The following is a 19,632-nucleotide window of genomic DNA, read 5'->3' as shown; positions in this document are numbered from 1 at the left end:
GACACCCAGATGTCCTAACCAATAGGGATGAGGGACACCCGTCCCCGCAGCATGTTATCGTTTGTCCCTTCAGGAGGGGCAAATGTCGTACTTTCGTGGTGTCGCTATCGCGGCGCTCAGTGTGACGCTTTTTAGCCCGCTGCCCACGAGGGCCGCGGAGCAAGTCGGCGAGGCCGTCCTTATCAAGACCGAAGTCACTGGCGCGGGAGGACCGCTGCGCGTGGATGCTCCGGTCCACCGCAACGAAAAAATTAAGACTTCCATATCTGGTCTCGGCCAGTTCCTGTTCCGCGACGGCACCAAGCTCGCGGTGGGCTGGGGCTCGTCGGTCACGATCGACAAGTTCGTCTACGACGACACGGACTCGGTCAAGAAACTTACGATAAAAGCTGCCAAAGGCACATTCCGGTGGATCAGCGGTAACTCGAAATCTTCCGCCTACCAGATTTTGACGCCTGCCGGCACGATCGGCGTGCGTGGAACCGCATTCGACTTCTTCGTGGGGCCTGATGGAACGACGGCAGTCGTGCTATTGAGCGGAGCGGCGAGGTTCTGCGGTGCGGGCGGGTGCCAGGAACTGAAGCGCCGCTGCGATTGTGTCGTTGCAAAGCCGAACGGCCAAATCACCCAAACCCGCCGCGTCGACCGCACCATATTCAAGACATTGGGCACCCAGAAAGCCCTGCCTTTCCTTTCGGGCACCCAAGCACTTACGGGCGGTTTGGGGATCACAGGTACAGGTTGCGGACTTTCCATGGCCGCTGCGGCGGAGCGTTCCGATAACACGAACCCGCCTGCGAGCAGGCCGGCACCCAGTCCTCCAGCGCCCAATAACCCTCCCGCTCCAAACCGCCCCGATCCGCCGGCGCCCAATCGGCCAGACGCTCCCGGCAATCCCAACGTACCGGATCCGCCGTCCAAGCCTGAGCCGCCGAGCAAGCCGAATCGACCTGACAAGCCTGACAAGCCTAGTAAGCCTGACAAGCCTGACAAACACGGCAAGCCGCACCACCACGGCAAGCACCACGGCAAAGACCATAGCTATCATGGCAAGGATCATGATGACGACAAGGGCCGCCATCGACATGGCAAGGACCGCGGAAGAGACAACGACAACCGGAATGGCAATCGTTCGTACGGCGGTTGGAACAAACGTTAGCAGGAAACGCGTGAATTCCTTCAGGGCACCAGGCTGGATTGCGGGACTTTTTCAAGCGCCCCACCGCCATTTTTTACGGCCGTATCGTCAATGAAATGCTCGGACCTGCGCGAAATCCGGCGATAGAATTCAGGTAGACCACTTGCCAGTCTTGCCGCCTGCAGCTTAGCCACCCGGATGAGCTTTCGGCTGCTTGCCGAGCGCGAACGCAGAGCTTCGACAAGCTGCGCATGGATGGCCTTGAGTTCCGCAAACTCTGCGGATGCGCCAAGCCGCTCGTCACCAGCCACCGCAAAAAGCCGGGTGCGGGTACTCTTTCCCTTAAGAGCCAACGCACCTGCCTCCAGAAGGGCGTAGCCGGGCAGCATGTTTGCGCTACTGTCCGAGACCAGTATATCGAAGCTGACCTCCTTGCATGAGGATTCGATGCGCGCTGCAATATTGACCGCGTCGCCGACTGCCGAGTAGTTGAAGCGGGCTTCAGCGCCCATGTTGCCGACGCAGGCAAGACCGGTATGTATGCCAATGCCGATGCCGACCTTTTGCTCGCTGCCGAAACCGAATGCGTCATTTTCGTTAAGCTTTACAAGAGTGTCCCGCATGCCCAAGGCAGCTTTAACAGCCTTGTTGGCGTGGTCCGCCACATCGACGGGCGCATTCCAGAATGCCATGATCGAGTCGCCGATGAATTTGTCGAGTGTGCCCTCGTTGGCGATGACGTGGCGGCTAAGCGCATCAAGCAGGGTATTCAGGAACAAGACAACCTCCCTGGGCGTCAACCGCTCGCTGATCTCCGTGAAATTGCGCACATCGACGAACATCACCGTTATCTCGCGGTCGTCTCCGCCAAGACGCAGTGCATCTCGCGTGTGTTCTATCCGATAGAGGAGCGATGGCGAAAGATAGTGGCCAAAGGCGCGCCGTACCTCGCGGCGCTCCCGATCGATGACCAGAAAACGGAACGACGTCGCCGCGAAATGCGTGATCGATCCACTAACGATTGGTGCGAGTGGATCGAACAGGAGCCCGGCGTAGAAAAAAGCAAGCCACGAGGCGACGAGCGCCATGACCGTGATCAGCAGACCGCAAACAAGTGCGACGGCCGGGCTTACGAATGTCGTCAGCATGACAAGAAGGATGCCCATTGCGGCGATCGCGAGTATCTCGACGCCACTGGCCCAATCCGGGCGCGAGAGGAAACGGCCGGACAGTATCTGCTCGACCGTTTGCGCGTGCAGCGATACGCCCGGTACGTTCTGGCCAAGCGCCGTGGTGCGGATGTCCTGTAGTCCCGCGGCGGAGGTTCCGACGAATACGATGCTTCCTTCGATGGCGGCTCTTGTCTCCGCAGAGACGCCTTCGTTCGCCAGAACTTTTCGTGCTGAGATATACCTTTCCGCCGTGTCGGGGGTAACGTAAAGCCACAACTCACCCGCGGACGTTACCGGCACGACGAATTCGCCGATCTTCACCAGGGTTATGGTGTTCGGCACATTGGTTGCGCCCGCCAGTACATAGGTCGAGGCGCCCTGCGCGACGCGCAGCGCTTCGAGCGCGAGATTAGGATAGAGCTGTTCGCCGTCACTCAAGAACAGTGGAACTGTACGGACCACAGCGGACGGGTTGCCGGGATTGAGACTGATATGCCCGATACCGATGGCATTGGCCTCGAATTCGGGCCGCAGCGGCGTCGCGCCGTTCATGCGCGGCGGCGCGCCGGCAGGGCTCTCGCCTGTGAAGGCAAAGCCTGCCTTCACGGCAGGCCGGAAATCACCTTCGTTTGACAGGCCAAAGCCAAGGACTACAGGTTTGCCGGCGATAGATCGGGCAAATATCTCATCATTGTCGGGTAAATGCGCGAGCAATGCGGGATCGATTCCGGCAACGTCGCGAACAACAGTGCGCGGTGACAAACGGTCGGGCTCTGCGAATAGAACATCGAAAGCTATGGCCGACGCCCCCATATCGGACAGGCGGTCCACGAGCTTCGCAATCCGGTCTCGCGGCCACGGCCACTGACCAAACTCGAGCAACGATGCTTCGTCGATATCGATGACTTTCACTGGCAGGCTTTCGAAACGTCGTGGCGCAAGTCGCTGATACTCGTCGAAGGTGAGCTCGCGGGCCTGCCTGAGCGGTTGTGGATCGCTTGCGCGGAGGGCCATGAGCGCCGCTACGATCACAAGACCGATAATTACGCCAAGTTGCTGTGCGCGCGTCACTGCGGTGCCGGACCCCTTCTGCCATAAGCCAGACGGCAATGAGTGTGTTCGGTATCTTCCATGCGTTAGCTGCCGCCGCGCCTGCGTGATATGCTGCATTCTTTCTCGTCTCTATGCAATCGGAACCCCATCGGAACTGGGGTTGCATAGATGCTACCGGTGCAGCTCAAGCACTCGAATGTGATTTGACGAACTCGCGTTGGAGGAGGACGCTAGTATCGCCCTCCCCTGGGTACCAGAGGCTCGGCGTGCGGCACTTCATAAAGGGCCCGCGTCGGGCCTCATCATTTTCTGGGCCTTCGGCGTGCGAGAATGGAAGAATCCAGGGATTTTAGCCTGTGAACTCACCAAATGTTTCTTGCCGAAACATCTTGCGCGCGCTGCCACGCAAAGGCTATGATGACTGATGAACTCCACTTCTCCTAAATCACCTGCACTTGGCTCGGGCGAACGCCCTTGGCTTAAGATCTTATCAAACTACCGCAAACCGCATAGAGGTCGCAGCACGTTCGAGCTTGCCGTGACGATCATACCCTTTGCAGTTCTCTGGGCGTTGACCTGGGCGGCGGTCCATTATGGCTTCTGGTGGGGCCTGCTGTTGATCATCCCGGCAGCCGGCTTTCTGCTTCGTCTCTTTATGATCCAGCATGATTGCGGCCATGGCTCATTCTTTGCTCATAGGCATACGGATGACTGGACGGGGCGTTTGATCGGCGTTCTGACGCTCACCCCATACGATTACTGGCGGCGGACCCATGCCTTGCATCACGCTTCGGCAGGCAATCTCGACGAACGCGGCGACGGCGACATCACCACACTTACGGTTGCCGAGTACCGCGCCCTTTCCCGTTGGGGCAGGCTGAACTACAGACTCTACCGGCATCCGGCGGTCATGTTCGGGATTGGACCCGTCTGGCTCTTCATATTCAAGCAGCGCCTGCCCTTCGGCATGATGCGTTCCGGCGCAGAGCCATGGGTATCAACGATGGCGACCAATTTCGGGATAGCGGTTCTCGCCGTATTCCTGATGTGGCTGGTCGGCGTTGGCCCTTTCCTTCTCATTCATCTGCCTATCGTCACGCTGGCCGGCGCTGCTGGCATCTGGCTGTTCTATGTTCAGCACCAGTTTGAAGAGACACATTGGTCGTCGGGCCCGGAATGGCAGTTCGCAGAGGCTGCGCTGCACGGATCGTCGCATTATGTACTCCCGGGCGTGCTGCGCTGGATGACGGGCAATATCGGCATTCACCACGTCCATCACCTTTCGTCGCGTGTTCCATGCTACCGGCTTCCGGAGGTACTGAAGGACTACCCGGAGTTGCGGGATGTCGGGCGTATCACCATCATGGAAAGCTTGCGCTGCGTCAAACTCGTCCTGTGGGATGAGAACCGCAGAAAGCTGATCTCGTTTCGCGAAGCTAAAAGACTGGCTTGAGCTGCCAGGTCAACAAGGGCGCGCAGGAAAAAGCAGGGAGCGAGCCATGGTTATCACTGAGATGACGCAGCAGGAAGTCCATGAGTTACTCGAACGAGCGACGACGGGGAGGCTTGCATGCGCAAAGGACGGGCAGCCTTACATCATACCACTCACATTCGCCTATAGCGGGGTGTATCTCTATTCCTTTACGACAGTCGGTCGCAAGATCGACTATATGCGAGCTAATCCGCGCGTCTGTGTCGAGTTTGACGATGTCGCCGCGACGAACAGCTGGCAGAGTGTCATTGTAACCGGCTTGTTCGAAGAATTGACCAAGGAACCCGGTCATGAGGAGATCAGAAATACGGCTCACACCCTGTTGAACAAGAGCGCGGAGTGGTGGCAGCCGGCTTATGTGAAGACAGTACTCCGTGATCGGGAGCGGCCGCTGGAACCGGTCTATTTCCGGATCTCCATACTCGAGACGACCGGGCACAAGACGCTGAAGGGCGCCTAGTACCAGGAAATCGTCCTCACGCCGCCGATAGCTGCGACTTCCTCCGGGGAGCTGAGATACGCATCACGACAAGCCCCGCAAGCGGGAATATGCCACCGATCCAGCCGAGATATTCAAGGCCGATATTGGCAATGATCAACCCGCCGGTCATCGATCCCAGCGCGACCCCGAGATAGAGTGCGGAGTAGTTGAGGGAGAGCGCCAGTGGCGCGCTTTCCGGTGCGATAGCCAGGACACGGCTCGCCTGTGCTGGCGGGAACATCCAGGCAATGGTGCCCCAGACAACCATTGTTGCGAGGAGCGCGGGCCCGCCGATTGCGTCCGGCAAGTGCATGATCCAACTGACGGCCATCAAGATTATCGAGTTCAGGACCGACGCGGCAATCACGGTTCTCGTTGCCCCATATCGGTCGGAGAGCTGCCCACCCAGTACGTTCCCGATCGCTGCTCCAACACCGAATGCAAGCAGGATAACTGGCATCATCGTGCCGCTGAGGCCTGCTCCTTCAACGGCAATTGCGGCGATATAGGTGTAAACGGCAAATGCGCCCATCATATAAAGCAGCATCGTCAGGAGCGCAGGCAACAGGCCTGTATGGCGAAGGACGCCGACACGCTGCGAAAGAGTGAGCCGGTCCGCATAAAGTCCGCGCGGTAAAAGGAACCATACAACCAGCGTGGCGACGGCGCCGATTACGGCAATGAAGAAATATGTGCCGCGCCAGCCGGCAAAGGCGCTGATAAGTGCGCCGAGCGGCGCACCGAAAGCGACCGCAAGCGTCGTCCCCCCGACGATGACAGCTATAGCGCGCGCACGGTGATGCGGCTCGGAAATGGCAACCGCAGTAGCCTGGGCGGTGGCGGCATAAAGCCCTGCCACCACCGCAATGAGCAAACGGGCGGCCATGAGCAGCAGATATGTGGGAGAAACCGCGGCGAGTAGCGCCCCTGCAACGAACACGAGGGCGCTCCCGGCGAGAACGTTGCGTCTGTCATAGGCTCCTGTCAACGCCGCCGCGACCGGCGCGCCGATCGCATAAGCGAACGCATAGGTAACGACGAGATAGCCGGCCTGAACGAGAGTGACACCGGTGTCGCCCGCAATCTGCGGCAGGAGGCTGGCCACTACAAACCCTTCGATACCGATAGCAAAGGTACCAAGCGCCAATCCGACGAGACGAATATCCATTGCGGCTACCTTGTTGTTCAATGATCGTTGAACTAATGAACCTCTCTCTTCGTGGTGTCAAGCGCAAAGTTCAACGAATATTGAACATTGAATTCTCTCCCGGCAATTGCTATTCCTGTGCCATGACAGATTTTCTCCCGCATCCAGCCACCGAGGACCTTGCGCTTCCGGCCGTCCTGACTGCGCTTGGCGACGAAACGCGACTTGCGATCATCGAAGTTCTTGCCGGTAGTTGCGATCGCGCCGTCACGTGCGGGCAGCTTTTACAATTCGGTTCGAAGACCGCCATCAGCTATCACGTGGCGAAGCTGCGCGAGGCGGGCATCATCCACGTTCGTCCCGAGGGGACCAAAAGAATGCTGACCCTTCGGCGCGAGGATTTGGAACAACGGTTTCCCGGCTTCCTCGATAGCGTTGTCGCGTCTACCAGGGCATCGCTGATACCTGACACACAACCTGGTATGCAGGAAACGGCTCAACTCGCGGGAGAATAGTCATGGATATCAAGCCTTCTGGATCGGTTTCCTCGCGTCGCGGGCCATCGGACTGGTTTTCCGGCACCGTCTGGATAGATGCGATTAACGACGCCCCCGCGCCGGCGCGGCTACAGGCGGCCACCGTTCGCTTCGAGCCGGCCGCGCGAACCGCATGGCACACCCATCCGCTTGGGCAGACATTGCATGTGACGGCCGGAAGCGGTCTGGCGCAGGTCTGGGGCGAGCCTATACGCGAGATCAAGGCTGGTGACACCGTGTGGATTCCGCCCGGTGAAAAACATTGGCACGGTGCCGGTCCCAACAATTTCATGGTCCACATCGCCATGCAGGAGGCACTGGACGGCAAACCGGTTGAATGGATGGAGAAGGTCTCGGATGCGCAATATTCCGGCCACGATTAATCTGCTATTATTGTTGCAGCAGTGCATGTGAAAGGAAATGTCATGGCGTTCGAGGAAATCAAAGCACGGATTGCGCTCCTGGTTGAAGAAATGGTGCAGCGGCCAACCGACGCCCACGAGATCCACGAGACATTGCGCGAGCAACTCAACGAATTAAGGGCCATGGGCATGCCGTTGCCCGATGACCTCGTTGCGCTGGAAAGACGTCTGGAAGCCGACTTCGATTCTTGAACGCTCGCATCAAAGCGAGCGCTTCTGGTAGTCCTTGAGCAGGTCTCCATAATCCGGGCGGCCTGTACGTTCGCCCCGCACGGTGCGGCCATCGAGCACTCCAAGATCCCTCAACATGTGATCCGACAGGTCCTCTTTGTTGACGCGCTCGGGCGCTCTTTTGCCCCGGTTCGCTGCACGCGCGATCCGGCTCCACCAGGTAACACGCCTGGCTACATGCGTTGCTTCCGTTAACGACCTCATAGTTTAGCTCCAATGATCCGAAGGCATTTGCCGTCTCTGCGTTGGTCTAAGATGCGCTTTTGCACGCTTGTTTTCCAACAAAACGCCAAGTAGCATGCATAAGGACACCTTATGCGAGAGGGATCATGAACCTACCTCCCCTGGCCGCGATTCGCGTCTTTGAAGCGGCGGCACGGCACGGCAGTTTTACCAATGCGGCCGAAGAGCTCGGGATGACGCAGGCTGCGGTGAGCTACCAGATAAAGCTTCTGGAAGAGAGAATCGGTGCGCCGCTTTTCCTGCGCCGCCCACGGCAGGTGACCCTGACGGAAGTCGGAGCGCGCCTTTCGCCGGCGATCAGCGAGGCATTCGATTTGATGCGGGCGGCGATAGCCGCAACGCGCGAGAGTGCGGATGGGATTCTTACGATAACGACGATCCCCACTTTCGCCGCGAACTGGCTAGTACCCCGGCTCGGCTCGTTTCAGCTGGCGCACCCTTCCCTTGCAGTCCGGCTTCAGGCATCGCGCGATATCGTGGATTTTGCCCGGCAGGATGCCGATGTCGGCATTCGGTCCGGCGCGGGGCGCTGGCCGGGGGTGGTTGCACATAAAATCTTCGGCGCGGACTTCGCGCCAATGCTCAGTCCCGAGCTCGCCGCGTCGATCGGCGGCGTAAAGACCCCTGCCGATCTGCTCAAACTGCCGATCGTCGATCCCGGAGACCCCTGGTGGAAAGTCTGGTTCAGGACAGCAGGTGTTTCAGGGCCCGGGTTGCGGGGCGACCCGCGCAGCCGCTTCGGCGATCAGCATCTGGAAGGCAAGGCGGTCATTGCGGGGCAAGGCGTCGGCATCCTTACGCCAGTATTCTATGAGGCGGAGCTTAGATCTGGCCAGCTGATTCAGCCGTTCGATATAGTCGGCAACGACAATCACTTCTACTGGCTGGTATATCCGGAAGCGCGGCGCAATCTGCCGAAAGTCAAGGCATTCCGCGACTGGTTGCTTGGACAACTGGAACAGAAGGATAGCGGGCGAAGCCCCAAGGCGCCGCCCGCCGCGACAGCCTAGAAAACGGCGAGATAACGCAGAAGAGAAATAATACCGATCACCACGACGATAACCTGCGCGATCTGTTTTGCGCGGCCATCCAAGGGCAGCATCTGGACTAGGTAAAGGACAAGAAAAATCACCAGGACGGTGATCAACAAACTGATCAATATCGACATTTCAAAACTTCCTATTGCGGGATAGATGCGATTGTAGCCTGGTACAACTCCCAGTTGGAAGGTTTGGTTCCTTCAAACAGAAGTGGAAACCTTCTTTTTCCTGCAACCTTTCATTGTTTGCCCCAGGTCTTGCTGGTAGGTTCTTCGATACCCCCCGCCGCTTCCAGGATAATCCCATGCGTTCACTGTTTCATCTTGCTTATCATGTCACCGATCTCGAAGATGCGAGGCAATTCTACGGAAGCATTCTTGGGTGCGAGGAAGGGCGTAGCACAAGCACCTGGGTGGATTTTGACTTCTTCGGCCACCAGATCTCGTTGCATCTTGGCAAGCCGTTCGAAACAACGAACACCGGCAAGGTGGGTGACCACATGGTGCCGATGCCGCATCTCGGCGTAATACTGCCGCTCGAACAGTGGAAAATTCTTGCCGAGCGACTGCGCGAGAAAAAAGTCGCGTTCGTCATGCCGCCAGTTGTACGGTTCGAGGGAGAACCCGGGGAACAGTGGACCATGTTCTTTCGTGATCCTTCGGGCAATCCAATCGAAATCAAGGGTTTCGCGGATTTCGCCAGCGTCTACGCGAAATAGCAACCGGTCATCGTGGAGATACCGCAGTCCAATATAAAAGCGGCGTTCTGGATGACGGGATCGCTGACCGCAATCCTGCTCATGGCCATCTCGGGGCGCGAGGCTTCAAGGGAGCTGAACGTATTTCAGATCATGGAAATGCGCTCGGTGATCGGACTTGCCATGCTCTATCCCCTGATACGCTCGTCAGGCGGGTTCAGGGCGATGAGTACGTCGCGCATCTGGCAGCATCTTGGACGGAACACCGCGCACTATGCGGGACAGTTCGCCTGGTTGCAGGCCCTGTCATTGATCCCGCTCGCACAAGTCATCGCCATCGAATTCACCACACCCGCCTGGACGGCGGTGATGGCTGTGGCCTTCCTCGGCGAGCGATTGAACGTCTGGCGCATCCTGACGATCGTTCTTGGCATCGTTGGCGTCATCATCATCGTACGGCCCGGTATAGGCACTGTCGAATTGGGGCAGATCATTGTCCTTGGCGCCGCCCTTACCTTTGGCATATCCTTCACCATGGTGAAGTCGCTGACCCGCACCGACAGCGTTGTGAAGATCATTTTCTGGATGCTGGTCATCCAGTCGGCAATCGGGCTGCTTCCCGCCTTGTACGAGTGGAAGTGGCCTTCGCTCCACGTCATGCCGTGGGTGGTGATCATTGCTTTCACCGGCACGTTTTCGCATTTCTGCATGGCGAAGGCCCTGCAATACGCGGATGCGACCGTCGTCATTCCCATGGATTTTCTGCGCGTGCCGCTGACGGCTGTGCTTGGCTGGCTGATCTATTCCGAGCGGATCGACGTTTTCACCGCTGTAGGTGCGGCGCTTATCCTTTCGGGCAATCTCCTTAATCTCAAAAATCGCTCGCCTGCGTCTATAGGGGCGTAATTTACCGCAATTTGTTTTGTCTTACCCGTTCCTATAGGCGATCGGCGTTCCTACATAGCCATAGGAAGGACATAAATGTGAGGGATGATGATCGTTCGACGGCGGACACATCTCAATATCTTGATTGATATATACAATATTATACCAATCAGTGTCTTGCGCAGTGCAGCGACTCATCCGACACTGTGTCCATTCGGCATGCAATCCTCTGAGCGAGGGGCGGCCCCTTCAGCTCAGATTCCGTTGAATTTGCACGTGGCTGGAGGTAAACATGACTACGCAAGCTTCTGACGTATTTAGCCTCTTCTCTGAAATCTACAGCAGCGAGAAGCAGGAAGAGATGAGCCTGCAGGAATATCTCCTCGCCTGCCGCAACGATCCCAAGATGTTCGCGACCGCTTCTGAACGAATGGTCGATGCCATAGGTGAGCCGACATTGGTCGATACCAGTGCCGATGAGCGCCTTGGCCGCATTTTCCTCAATCGGACCATCAAAATCTATCCTGCCTTTGCCGACTTCTACGGCATGGAGGACACGATCGAGCGGATCGTCGGTTACTTCCGCTATGCCGCGCAAGGGCTGGAAGAACGCAAGCAGATCCTCTACCTGCTCGGCCCCGTCGGCGGCGGTAAATCCTCTCTGGCCGAGCGGCTCAAGCAACTCATGGAACATCGCCCGATCTACACACTCAAGGCGGGTGGCCAGATCAGCCCGATCTTTGAGTCTCCTCTTGGACTTTTCCATCCCGAACGCATGTCGGGCCTGCTGGAAGACAAGTATGGCATCGCCCGCCGCCGCCTCAATGGCCTGATCTCGCCATGGGCGACAAAGCGGCTCGATGAGTTTGCCGGAGACATTTCGAAGTTCAGCGTCGTCAAGCTCATGCCCTCGCGGCTGCGTCAGATCGGCATCGCCAAGACTGAACCTGGCGACGACAATAACCAGGACGTCTCCTCGCTGGTGGGCAAGGTGGATATCCGCCAGCTCGAGAATTTCAGTCAGTCCGATCCGGACGCCTATTCCTTCAGCGGCGGCCTGAATCGCACGACACAGGGCATGCTCGAATTCGTCGAAATGTTCAAGGCGCCGATAAAGGTACTGCATCCTTTGCTGACGGCCACGCAGGAAGGCAATTACAACGGTACCGAGAACTTCGGCGCTTTCCCGTTCCAGGGCATCATTCTTGCTCACTCGAACGAATCCGAGTGGCTGCAGTTCAAGAACAACAAGAACAACGAGGCTTTCCTCGATCGCATGTCCGTGGTCAAGGTTCCCTATTGCCTGCGCGTCACCGAGGAAAAGCAGATTTACGAGAAGCTGCTTCGCGAGAGCGAATTGCTCAACAATCCATGCGCTCCGGAAGTGCTGGAAATACTCAGCCGTTTCACGGTCTCCACTCGCATGGCGGAGCATGAAAACTCACCGCTATATACCAAGATGCGGGTCTACGACGGCGAGAACCTCAGGGAGTCCGATCCGAAGGCCAAATCCGTGCAGGAATATCGCGATGCGGCCGGCGTCGACGAAGGCATGAATGGTATCAGCACGCGCTTTGCCTTCAAGGTCCTGTCCGAAACGTTCAACTACGATACCAAACAGGTGGCAGCCGATCCGGTCCATCTCATGTATGTGCTGGAACAGGCAATCAAGCGCGAGCAGTTTCCGCAAGAGATCGAGGCTAATTATCTCGACTTCATCAAATCGGAACTTGCATCCCGCTATGCCGAATTCATCGGGCACGAGATACAGAAAGCCTATCTGGAATCGTACAGCGAATACGGCCAAAACCTTTTTGACCGCTACATCGCCTACGCGGATGCGTGGATTGAGGATCAGGATTACAAGGATCCCGATACTGGCCAGATACTCAACCGTGGTATTCTCGACAGCGAACTCTCGCAAATCGAAAAGCCTGCCGGCATCGCCAATCCGAAGGATTTCCGCAACGAAGTGGTCAAGTTCACGCTGCGGGCTCGAGCCAAGAACAATGGCCGCAACCCGTCATGGACGAGCTACGAGAAATTGCGAGAAGTCATCGAAAAGCGCATGTTCGGCCAAGTGGAGGATCTTCTGCCCGTTATCAGTTTCGGCTCGAAGAAGGACGGCGCAACCGAGAAGCAGCACACCGAGTTCGTTCAGCGCATGGTCGAACGCGGCTACACGGAACGGCAGGTCCGGCGCCTGGTCGACTGGTATATGCGGGTGAACAAGGCCGGGTGATGGCCGGCCGGAGTGAGAGCAGGTTTGTCTTGATGGAGTCACTCTGCCGGAGGGATTTTACATGGCAAAGGTCGAGGGGTTTGGCGACGCCGAAGGCTCGCCCGCCCCAAACAGAATTGGCTCAACTTGAACGAAATTTGCTCTGGGTGCGTGCATGCCGAACTTCATTGATCGCCGCCTGAATCCGAAGGATAGAAGCCTGAGCAATCGCCAGCGTTTTTTGAAGCGCGCGCGTGTCGAGTTGAAACGCGTCATCAATGAAAAAATCTCGACCGAGAAAATCACGGATGTAGATGCAGAGCATGCGATCCCCTTGCCGGTCGGCGGGACAAGCGAGCCCAGTTTCGCGCCGGATCGAAGGACAGGTCATCGTGAATATGTCTTGCCGGGTAATCGGGAATTCATAATGGGCGATCGCCTGCCCAAGCCCGGTGCCGGCGGAGGTGCCGGTGCGGGCAAGGGAGGCGCTGCGGATCTCGAGTTGGAAGATGATTTTCGATTCGTCCTGTCACGCGAAGAAGTCCTCGATTTGTTTTTCGAGGATTTGGAACTTCCGGACATGATCAAATCCAGCCTGAAGGAGGCTGTTGCCTTCAAGCCTCGTCGCGCGGGCTATACGACCGCAGGTGCGCCGACCAACATCAATGTCGGGCGGTCGATGCGCAACAGTTTCGGCCGGCGCATCGCCTTGAGGCGGCCGAAACAGGCGGATCTGGATGCGATAGAGGATGAATTGGCCCTGCTCGAAAAGCAGGAGCCGACCCCGGCATTGCTCGAGCGCCTGGCGCGATTGCGCCAAGACATGGAACTGCTGCAGCGACGGCGCAAACTCGTCGCCTATATCGATCCCGTCGATATCCGCTTCAACCGGTTCGAGCCGGTTCCGGTCCCCAACGCCAACGCTGTCATGTTTTGCCTGATGGACGTTTCAGGTTCGATGGGAGAGCGCGAGAAGGATCTGGCCAAGCGGTTCTTCGTCCTGCTGCATCTTTTTCTCAAGCGCCGCTACGAACGGATAGACATCGTCTTCATCCGTCATACACATCAAGCACATGAAGTGGACGAAGAGACATTCTTTCACAGTACCCAAAGCGGTGGAACAGTCGTGTCGACGGCTTTGGAGGAGATGCGCCGCATCATTGAAGAGCGTTATCCCAGCAGGGACTGGAACATCTATGCCGCCCAGGCTTCCGACGGCGACAATCTGACCGGCGATGCAGAAAACTGCGTCAATCTCCTGAACAATGAACTGATGCGGCTTTGCCAGTACTACGCCTATGTGGAAATTCTGGATGAACGGGAAAGCGCAATCTTCCGTTCGACGGACAACGGAACTTCGCTGTGGCGCGCCTATCGTCTGGTGGGAGCCAATTGGAAGAATTTCCAGATGACGCGCATAGCCAAGCCAGGCGATATCTACCCCGTATTCCATCAGCTTTTCGCCAAGCAACCAACTTCGACAAAGAGCGGCTGAACAGCCCATGAGCAAAAGTGCCGAAACATCTGGTCTTCTCTTCCACGGCTCCGAGTGGAACTTCGAGACATTGTACCGCACATACGACGCCATCAAGGAAATAGCCCTCGGCGACCTTGGCCTGGACATCTATCCAAACCAGCTCGAGATCATCTCTTCCGAGCAGATGCTGGATGCCTATTCTTCCAACGGCATGCCGCTGATCTACCGGCACTGGTCGTTCGGCAAACATTTCGTCTACGAAGAACACCATTACCGCAAGGGACACCGTGGCCTTGCCTATGAACTGGTCATCAACTCGAATCCCTGCATCACCTACCTGATGGAAGAAAACACCATGTCGATGCAGACATTGGTGACCGCACACGCCGCCTTTGGCCACAATCACTTCTTCAAGAACAATTACCTGTTCAAGCAGTGGACAGATGCCGACGCCATTTTGAACTATATGGAGTTTGCCAAGGGTTACATTGCACGCTGCGAAGAAAAGTACGGCCTCGCGGCAGTGGAGCCTATCATAGATGCAGCCCACGCATTGATGGACCAGGCTGTATTCCGATATAATCGCCCTCCGCGCAGTTCGCCATTGAAGGAGCGCGAACGCGTTCGGGAACGCCTGGAATATGAGGAACGCGCCTTCAGCGACCTGTGGCGCACATTGCCCCAGCGCAAGGCAGGCGACGATCCAAGCGAAACCGAGCGTGACCTGTCCGAGCGCAAGAAGGCCCTCAATCTGCCGGAGGAGAATCTTCTCTATTTCATCGAGAAGAACAGCATCATCCTCGAACCCTGGCAACGCGAAATATTGCGTATCGTGCGGGTCATCGCCCAATATTTCTATCCGCAGCGGCAGACCAAGGTAATGAATGAAGGGTGCGCGACCTTCGTCCATTACACCATCATGAACATGATGTTCGACAGGGGGCAGCTTAGCGAAGGCAATCTTCTGGAGATGCTGCACAGCCACTCGAATGTCGTCTTTCAGCCGGGCTTTGACGATTCCCGTTTTTCCGGTCTCAATCCCTATGCACTCGGCTTTGCGATGATGCAGGATATTGAACGCATCTGCACACAGCCGACGTCCGAGGATCGGGACTGGTTCCCGGAGTTTGCCGGCAATGGCGATTGGCAGGGCACCTTGCTCGACGCCTGGGCCAATCACCGCGACGAATCATTCATCCTCCAATATTTGAGCCCGGCGCTCATCCGTAAAATGCGTCTGTTCGCGCTGGAGGATGAGTCGAAGGAAAACCACTACAGGGTCGCATCGATTCACGATGAGCGAGGCTACGAAAAGATACGCAGCACGCTGGCCCGGAGCTACGACATCGGAGTGAACCAGCCCAACATCCAGGTCGTCGATGTGGATTTTCGCGGCAACCGTCATCTGCGACTGCAACATACGGTCCGCGATGGCATCGTACTCGACGAGCACACGCGCAAGGCGACGCTGCGCCACGTCCGCCGCCTCTGGGGCTACGACGTGAGCCTTTCGGGAAAAGAGGCCGGATCGGAGAAAATCCTCTACGAGACCTCTGCCGACAGGCTCTCCGAGTAACCGCATTCCCGTGGACACAACCGCACTTCCGGCGTATCTTGCGCGGGGGTTTGACGAGAGCGAAGATGCTCTCTCATTTTCTTCTTTGATTGTTCCAACTCCCCCGCCCCAGCCACCCTCGAGGAAGCCATGGCCTATACTCTCAAGATCAACGGAACCGCTCATAATGTGGACGTCGATGACGACACTCCACTGCTTTGGGTAATACGCGACGTGCTCGGAATGACGGGCACAAAGTTCGGGTGCGGTGCCGCCCTTTGCGGCGCATGCACTGTCCATATCGATGGCGTGGCGACACGCTCGTGCATTACCACTGTCGACAGCATCGGCGACAGCGCCATCACCACCATCGAAGCACTTGGTGCGACGCCGCAAGGATCGGCGTTGCAGAAGGCCTGGCTCGATCTTGAAGTCGTTCAGTGTGGGTACTGCCAATCGGGCCAGCTGATGTCGGCTGCTGCGCTGCTGGCTGAAACACCAAAGCCCACCGATGCAGACATCGACAGCGCGATGTCCGGCAATGTCTGCCGCTGCGGCACATACCAGCGTATTCGCGCCGCCATCAAACAAGCTGCGGAGGCCTGAGCCATGGACACGCTTCATCTTGACCAACAAAACTCCGGCCTTAGCGGCACGTCTCGCCGCGCCTTCCTGAAAGGAAGCGGGCTGCTTCTTGGCTTTGCTTTGGTTGGCGGCACCACGAGTACTGTTTTTGCCGCAAGCGCATCGCAGGTCACCGAAGAAGAAGTTACGGCACCTTTTGCGCCCAATGGCTTCATTCGAATAGATCCCAAGGGCATCGTCACCCTGGTCATGCCGATGGTTGAAATGGGACAGGGCACCTATACCTCTCTCGCAATGCTGCTGGCCGAGGAATTGGAAGTCGATCTCGACCAGGTTCAGGTCCAGCATGCGCCACCCAATAATGCACTCTACGCAAATGCGATCCTGCAGAGTCAGACTACCGGTCTATCTTCCTCGGTGCGCGCCTTCTGGACACCCTTGCGTCAGGCGGGCGCGGTTGGTCGTACACTTATGATCGCTGCTGCCGCTAAAGAATGGGGCGCCGATCCTGCCACGTGCAAGGCGGCACATGGCGTCGTCACTGACGTCTCGGGCTCGAAGCGCCTGAGCTATGGTGAATTGGCCGACGCGGCGGCGAAGCTGCCGGTACCGGCGGCGGACAGCGTCAAGCTGAAGGATCCAAAAGACTTCACCCTGATCGGAACGCCCGCAAAGCGCGTCGATTCGCCCATGAAGGTCGACGGCCGCGCCATCTATGGCATTGACACGAAATTGCCCGGAATGAGGGTCGCAGCGCTAGCGATATCCCCGGTGTTCGGCGGCAAGCCGAAAACCTTCGACGAAAAGGCAGCGCTCGCAGTCAAGGGGGTGCATCAGGTAGTCACGACGGACGAGGCGGTTGCCGTAGTCGCCGATCACCTGGGTGCAGCAAAGAAGGGCCTGGAAGCGGCCGCCATTCAATGGGAGGACGGCCCGAACGCCAAGGTCAACAGCGCCGACATCGTCAAGCAACTGGAAGAGAAATCCAGGCAGCCAGGTGCCGTTGCCCGCAACGAGGGCGACGCCGAGAAGGCATTGTCGGCGGCGGCAGAGCGCATCGACGCCATCTATCAGGTACCGTTCCTCGCCCACGCGACGATGGAGCCGATGAACTGCACCGTGCATATGCAGAAGGACAGCTGCGATGTCTGGGTTGGAACGCAGGTCCCGACATTGACGCAGATGGTCCTCGAGGGCGTGACCGGATTGCCCAAGGAAGCGATCCGGATTCACAACCACCTCCTCGGTGGAGGTTTCGGCCGCCGTCTTGAGCCGGACGGCACCGTATTGGCCGTCAAGATCGCAAAGCAGGTGGAAGGCCCCGTAAAGGTCGTCTGGAGCCGCGAGGAAGACATCCAGCATGATATGTACCGGCCTTATTACTACGACCGGCTCTCGGCCGGGCTGGACGCAGACGGCAAGCCTGTAGCATGGACACATCGCATCGCCGGCTCGTCCATTTTTGCGCGTTATGTTCCGCAGCTTTTCGTCAATGGTCTCGACCCCGATGCCGTGGAGGGAGCCGCCGAACCGCCCTATGCTTTGCCTAACATTCATGTCGACTATGTCCAGGTCGAACCGCCGGGTGTTCCGACTGCCTTCTGGCGCGGAGTGGGTCCGACTCACAACATCTTCGTGGTCGAGAGTTTCATGGATGAACTCGCCCGTGCGGCCAAGCAGGATCCGGTCGCCTATCGCAAGGCATTGCTTGGCAATAATCCACGGGCCCTCGGTGTACTTACACTGGCTGCCGAAAAGGCCGGATGGGGCCCGCCGCTGCCAAGCGGCCAGGGGCGCGGTGTCTCGGTGGCATTCGTGTTTGGCTCCTATGTCGCCCAGGTGGCAGAGGTGGAAGTGGCAGCCGACGGTGCAGTCAAGGTGAAGCGCATCGTCTGTGCGCTCGATTGTGGCATGTCGGTCAATCCGAATACGATCGAAGCGCAGATGGAAGGTGGTTCGATTTTCGGGCTTACCGCCGTGTTGCACGGCGCGATCACCATCAAGGATGGCCGCGTCGAGCAGAGCAATTTCGACAATTACCTGCCCATGCGGATCGACGAGGTGCCGGTGATCGAGACTCACCTCATCAAGAGCGCCGAGGCTCCTGGCGGTATTGGCGAGGTGCCGACAGCCATCGTCAGCGCCGCGGTGACAAACGCGATCTTCGCCGCAACCGGAAAACGTATCCGTACCCTGCCTGTCGATCCGGAGATGCTTAAAACGTCGACGTGACGATGGCAGGTCCCTCTGTGACCGTTGCATTGCCCCGGGCGAAGTCCAGCTTCGTCAGGGGCAAGCTGCCTATGGCGATCAGGAGGCGGTCTCGGCGCTCAAATGGTCGGCCAGAAAATCGACGAAGCTGCGCACCCGCGCCGCCAAATGTTCGTGGCCGACAAAAACCGCGTGGATGAGTTCAAGGTCATTCGGGTTATAGTCCTCAAGCAGGGCGACCAGGCGCCCCTCTTTTATTTCGTTTCGCACATGGAAGTAACCGAGCCGGGCGATGCCAAGCCCGGCAACGCACATCTGCTGCGCCGTCGCACCATTATTGGAGAAGAAATTACCGGAAACGGCCATCGTGTGGATCTGCCCGGTCTTGGGATCTCGAAACGGCCACTCATTCAAAATGCGGCGAAAATTGAAGTTCAGGCAATTATGGCGTTCAAGGTCGCGCGGATGTTCCGGAATACCGTGTTCGGCAAGATAGGCGGGAGAAGCGATGACCACCACGCGGCTTTCGAAGAGCTTGCGCGCCTTCAGGCTTGAACTGCGCATTGGACCGACACGGATGGCGACGTCGGCACGCTCTTCGATCAGGTCTACCACGCCGTCGCTCAAGGAGATATCCAGTTCGACCCCAGGATAACGTTGCAGGAATTTCGGCACGAGCGGCAGGATGCACATCGTGCCGACCGGCACCGAGGAATTGACGCGCAGGCGTCCTCGCGGCGCCGCCGACGCCCCGTATGCAACCTCACGCTCCGCCTCTTCGATTTCCGCGATGATGCGAAGCGCCCGCTGGTGATAAATTTCGCCCTCCGGGGTCAAGCGCAACGTGCGCGTCGAGCGCATCAGCAGGCGTGTCCCCAGCCGTTCTTCGATGCGGCTGATTATCTTGCTGACGGCGGATGGCGTCAGGCCCAGACGGCGCCCTGCGCCCGAAAAGCTGTTCAGCTCTACTGCCCTGACGAACACATCCATTTCTCCGGCACGATTGTCCATCTCGATTGGGTTTCCCATCTGTGAATTTTCTTCAC

At 57.9% G+C, this 19,632-nt stretch carries 19 protein-coding genes; 14 read left to right on the top strand and 5 right to left on the bottom strand.

Features of this window, described 5'->3' with window-relative positions; translation table 11 throughout:
- Positions 1 to 82: 82 nt before the first annotated feature.
- The gene (locus CU100_RS03750) at positions 83 to 1,159 is read left to right on the top strand and encodes a FecR family protein (RefSeq protein ID WP_106715187.1); all 1,077 of its coding nucleotides are present in this window, start codon (positions 83 to 85) and stop codon (positions 1,157 to 1,159) included.
- 20 nt (positions 1,160 to 1,179) lie between these two features.
- Here CU100_RS03750 and CU100_RS03745 read toward each other — a convergent pair whose 3' ends face one another.
- The gene (locus tag CU100_RS03745) at positions 1,180 to 3,381 is read right to left on the bottom strand and encodes a CHASE2 domain-containing protein (RefSeq protein WP_106715186.1); all 2,202 of its coding nucleotides are present in this window, start codon (positions 3,379 to 3,381) and stop codon (positions 1,180 to 1,182) included.
- Positions 3,382 to 3,787: 406 nt separating this feature from the next.
- Here CU100_RS03745 and CU100_RS03740 point away from each other — a divergent pair, with 406 nt between their 5' ends.
- Positions 3,788 to 4,816 carry a fatty acid desaturase gene (locus tag CU100_RS03740; RefSeq protein WP_106715185.1) on the top strand — a complete coding sequence of 343 codons (1,029 nt, stop codon included), beginning with the start codon at positions 3,788 to 3,790 and terminating at the stop codon, positions 4,814 to 4,816.
- 46 nt (positions 4,817 to 4,862) lie between these two features.
- Entirely contained in the window at positions 4,863 to 5,315 is a 453-nt protein-coding gene (locus CU100_RS03735) for a pyridoxamine 5'-phosphate oxidase family protein (protein ID WP_106715184.1), read from the top strand.
- Between the two features lie 16 nt (positions 5,316 to 5,331).
- Here CU100_RS03735 and CU100_RS03730 read toward each other — a convergent pair whose 3' ends face one another.
- Positions 5,332 to 6,504: an MFS transporter gene (locus CU100_RS03730; protein WP_106715183.1), complete on the bottom strand. Its 1,173-nt coding sequence runs from the start codon at positions 6,502 to 6,504 to the stop codon at positions 5,332 to 5,334.
- 122 nt (positions 6,505 to 6,626) lie between these two features.
- Here CU100_RS03730 and CU100_RS03725 point away from each other — a divergent pair, with 122 nt between their 5' ends.
- From CU100_RS03725 to CU100_RS03715, 3 genes are read left to right on the top strand one after another with little or no spacing between them, the layout of a single operon-like run.
- A complete protein-coding gene (locus CU100_RS03725; RefSeq protein ID WP_106715976.1) occupies positions 6,627 to 6,998 on the top strand; it encodes an ArsR/SmtB family transcription factor in 372 nt (123 codons plus the stop codon).
- Positions 6,999 to 7,000: 2 nt separating this feature from the next.
- Complete coding sequence (locus CU100_RS03720; RefSeq protein ID WP_106715182.1) at positions 7,001 to 7,402, top strand: (R)-mandelonitrile lyase; 402 nt, start codon at positions 7,001 to 7,003, stop codon at positions 7,400 to 7,402.
- Positions 7,403 to 7,444: 42 nt separating this feature from the next.
- Positions 7,445 to 7,633: a hypothetical protein gene (locus CU100_RS03715; protein ID WP_106715181.1), complete on the top strand. Its 189-nt coding sequence runs from the start codon at positions 7,445 to 7,447 to the stop codon at positions 7,631 to 7,633.
- Between the two features lie 9 nt (positions 7,634 to 7,642).
- Here CU100_RS03715 and CU100_RS03710 read toward each other — a convergent pair whose 3' ends face one another.
- Positions 7,643 to 7,876 (bottom strand): hypothetical protein, encoded by a 234-nt coding sequence (locus tag CU100_RS03710; protein WP_106715180.1) that lies wholly within the window; start codon positions 7,874 to 7,876, stop codon positions 7,643 to 7,645.
- Between the two features lie 125 nt (positions 7,877 to 8,001).
- On the opposite strand from CU100_RS03710, the gene CU100_RS03705 reads away from it, so the two are divergent.
- Positions 8,002 to 8,925, top strand: coding sequence for a LysR substrate-binding domain-containing protein (locus tag CU100_RS03705; RefSeq protein WP_106715179.1), 924 nt, complete (start codon positions 8,002 to 8,004; stop codon positions 8,923 to 8,925).
- Here CU100_RS03705 and CU100_RS03700 read toward each other — a convergent pair.
- Positions 8,922 to 9,083 carry a Thivi_2564 family membrane protein gene (locus tag CU100_RS03700; protein WP_106715178.1) on the bottom strand — a complete coding sequence of 54 codons (162 nt, stop codon included), beginning with the start codon at positions 9,081 to 9,083 and terminating at the stop codon, positions 8,922 to 8,924. The two genes, CU100_RS03705 and CU100_RS03700, sit on opposite strands and share 4 nt — an antisense overlap.
- Before the next feature lie 176 nt (positions 9,084 to 9,259).
- Between CU100_RS03700 and CU100_RS03695 the strand changes: the two genes are divergently transcribed.
- The 7 genes from CU100_RS03695 to CU100_RS03665 all read left to right on the top strand — a co-directional run bounded on the left by CU100_RS03695 (position 9,260) and on the right by CU100_RS03665 (position 18,607).
- Positions 9,260 to 9,673 (top strand): VOC family protein, encoded by a 414-nt coding sequence (locus CU100_RS03695; RefSeq protein WP_106715177.1) that lies wholly within the window; start codon positions 9,260 to 9,262, stop codon positions 9,671 to 9,673.
- A 51-nt stretch (positions 9,674 to 9,724) separates the two neighbouring features.
- Complete coding sequence (locus CU100_RS03690; RefSeq protein ID WP_106715176.1) at positions 9,725 to 10,558, top strand: DMT family transporter; 834 nt, start codon at positions 9,725 to 9,727, stop codon at positions 10,556 to 10,558.
- A 271-nt stretch (positions 10,559 to 10,829) separates the two neighbouring features.
- Positions 10,830 to 12,779 carry a PrkA family serine protein kinase gene (locus CU100_RS03685; RefSeq protein WP_106715175.1) on the top strand — a complete coding sequence of 650 codons (1,950 nt, stop codon included), beginning with the start codon at positions 10,830 to 10,832 and terminating at the stop codon, positions 12,777 to 12,779.
- A 154-nt stretch (positions 12,780 to 12,933) separates the two neighbouring features.
- On the top strand, positions 12,934 to 14,253 hold the full coding sequence (locus tag CU100_RS03680) for a YeaH/YhbH family protein (RefSeq protein WP_106715174.1): 1,320 nt from the start codon (positions 12,934 to 12,936) through the stop codon (positions 14,251 to 14,253).
- A 7-nt stretch (positions 14,254 to 14,260) separates the two neighbouring features.
- On the top strand, positions 14,261 to 15,811 hold the full coding sequence (locus CU100_RS03675) for a SpoVR family protein (RefSeq protein WP_106715173.1): 1,551 nt from the start codon (positions 14,261 to 14,263) through the stop codon (positions 15,809 to 15,811).
- Between the two features lie 129 nt (positions 15,812 to 15,940).
- Positions 15,941 to 16,396 carry a (2Fe-2S)-binding protein gene (locus CU100_RS03670; RefSeq protein WP_106715172.1) on the top strand — a complete coding sequence of 152 codons (456 nt, stop codon included), beginning with the start codon at positions 15,941 to 15,943 and terminating at the stop codon, positions 16,394 to 16,396.
- 3 nt (positions 16,397 to 16,399) lie between these two features.
- On the top strand, positions 16,400 to 18,607 hold the full coding sequence (locus CU100_RS03665; protein WP_106715171.1) for a xanthine dehydrogenase family protein molybdopterin-binding subunit: 2,208 nt from the start codon (positions 16,400 to 16,402) through the stop codon (positions 18,605 to 18,607).
- Between the two features lie 78 nt (positions 18,608 to 18,685).
- On the opposite strand, the gene CU100_RS03660 is transcribed toward CU100_RS03665, so the two are convergent.
- The gene (locus tag CU100_RS03660) at positions 18,686 to 19,597 is read right to left on the bottom strand and encodes a LysR family transcriptional regulator (RefSeq protein ID WP_106715975.1); all 912 of its coding nucleotides are present in this window, start codon (positions 19,595 to 19,597) and stop codon (positions 18,686 to 18,688) included.
- Positions 19,598 to 19,632: the final 35 nt, after the last annotated feature.

The sequence above is a fragment of the Phyllobacterium endophyticum genome, assembly GCF_003010935.1.
Classification (GTDB): domain Bacteria; phylum Pseudomonadota; class Alphaproteobacteria; order Rhizobiales; family Rhizobiaceae; genus Phyllobacterium; species Phyllobacterium endophyticum.
This window is presented reverse-complemented; position numbering and strand designations above follow the sequence as displayed.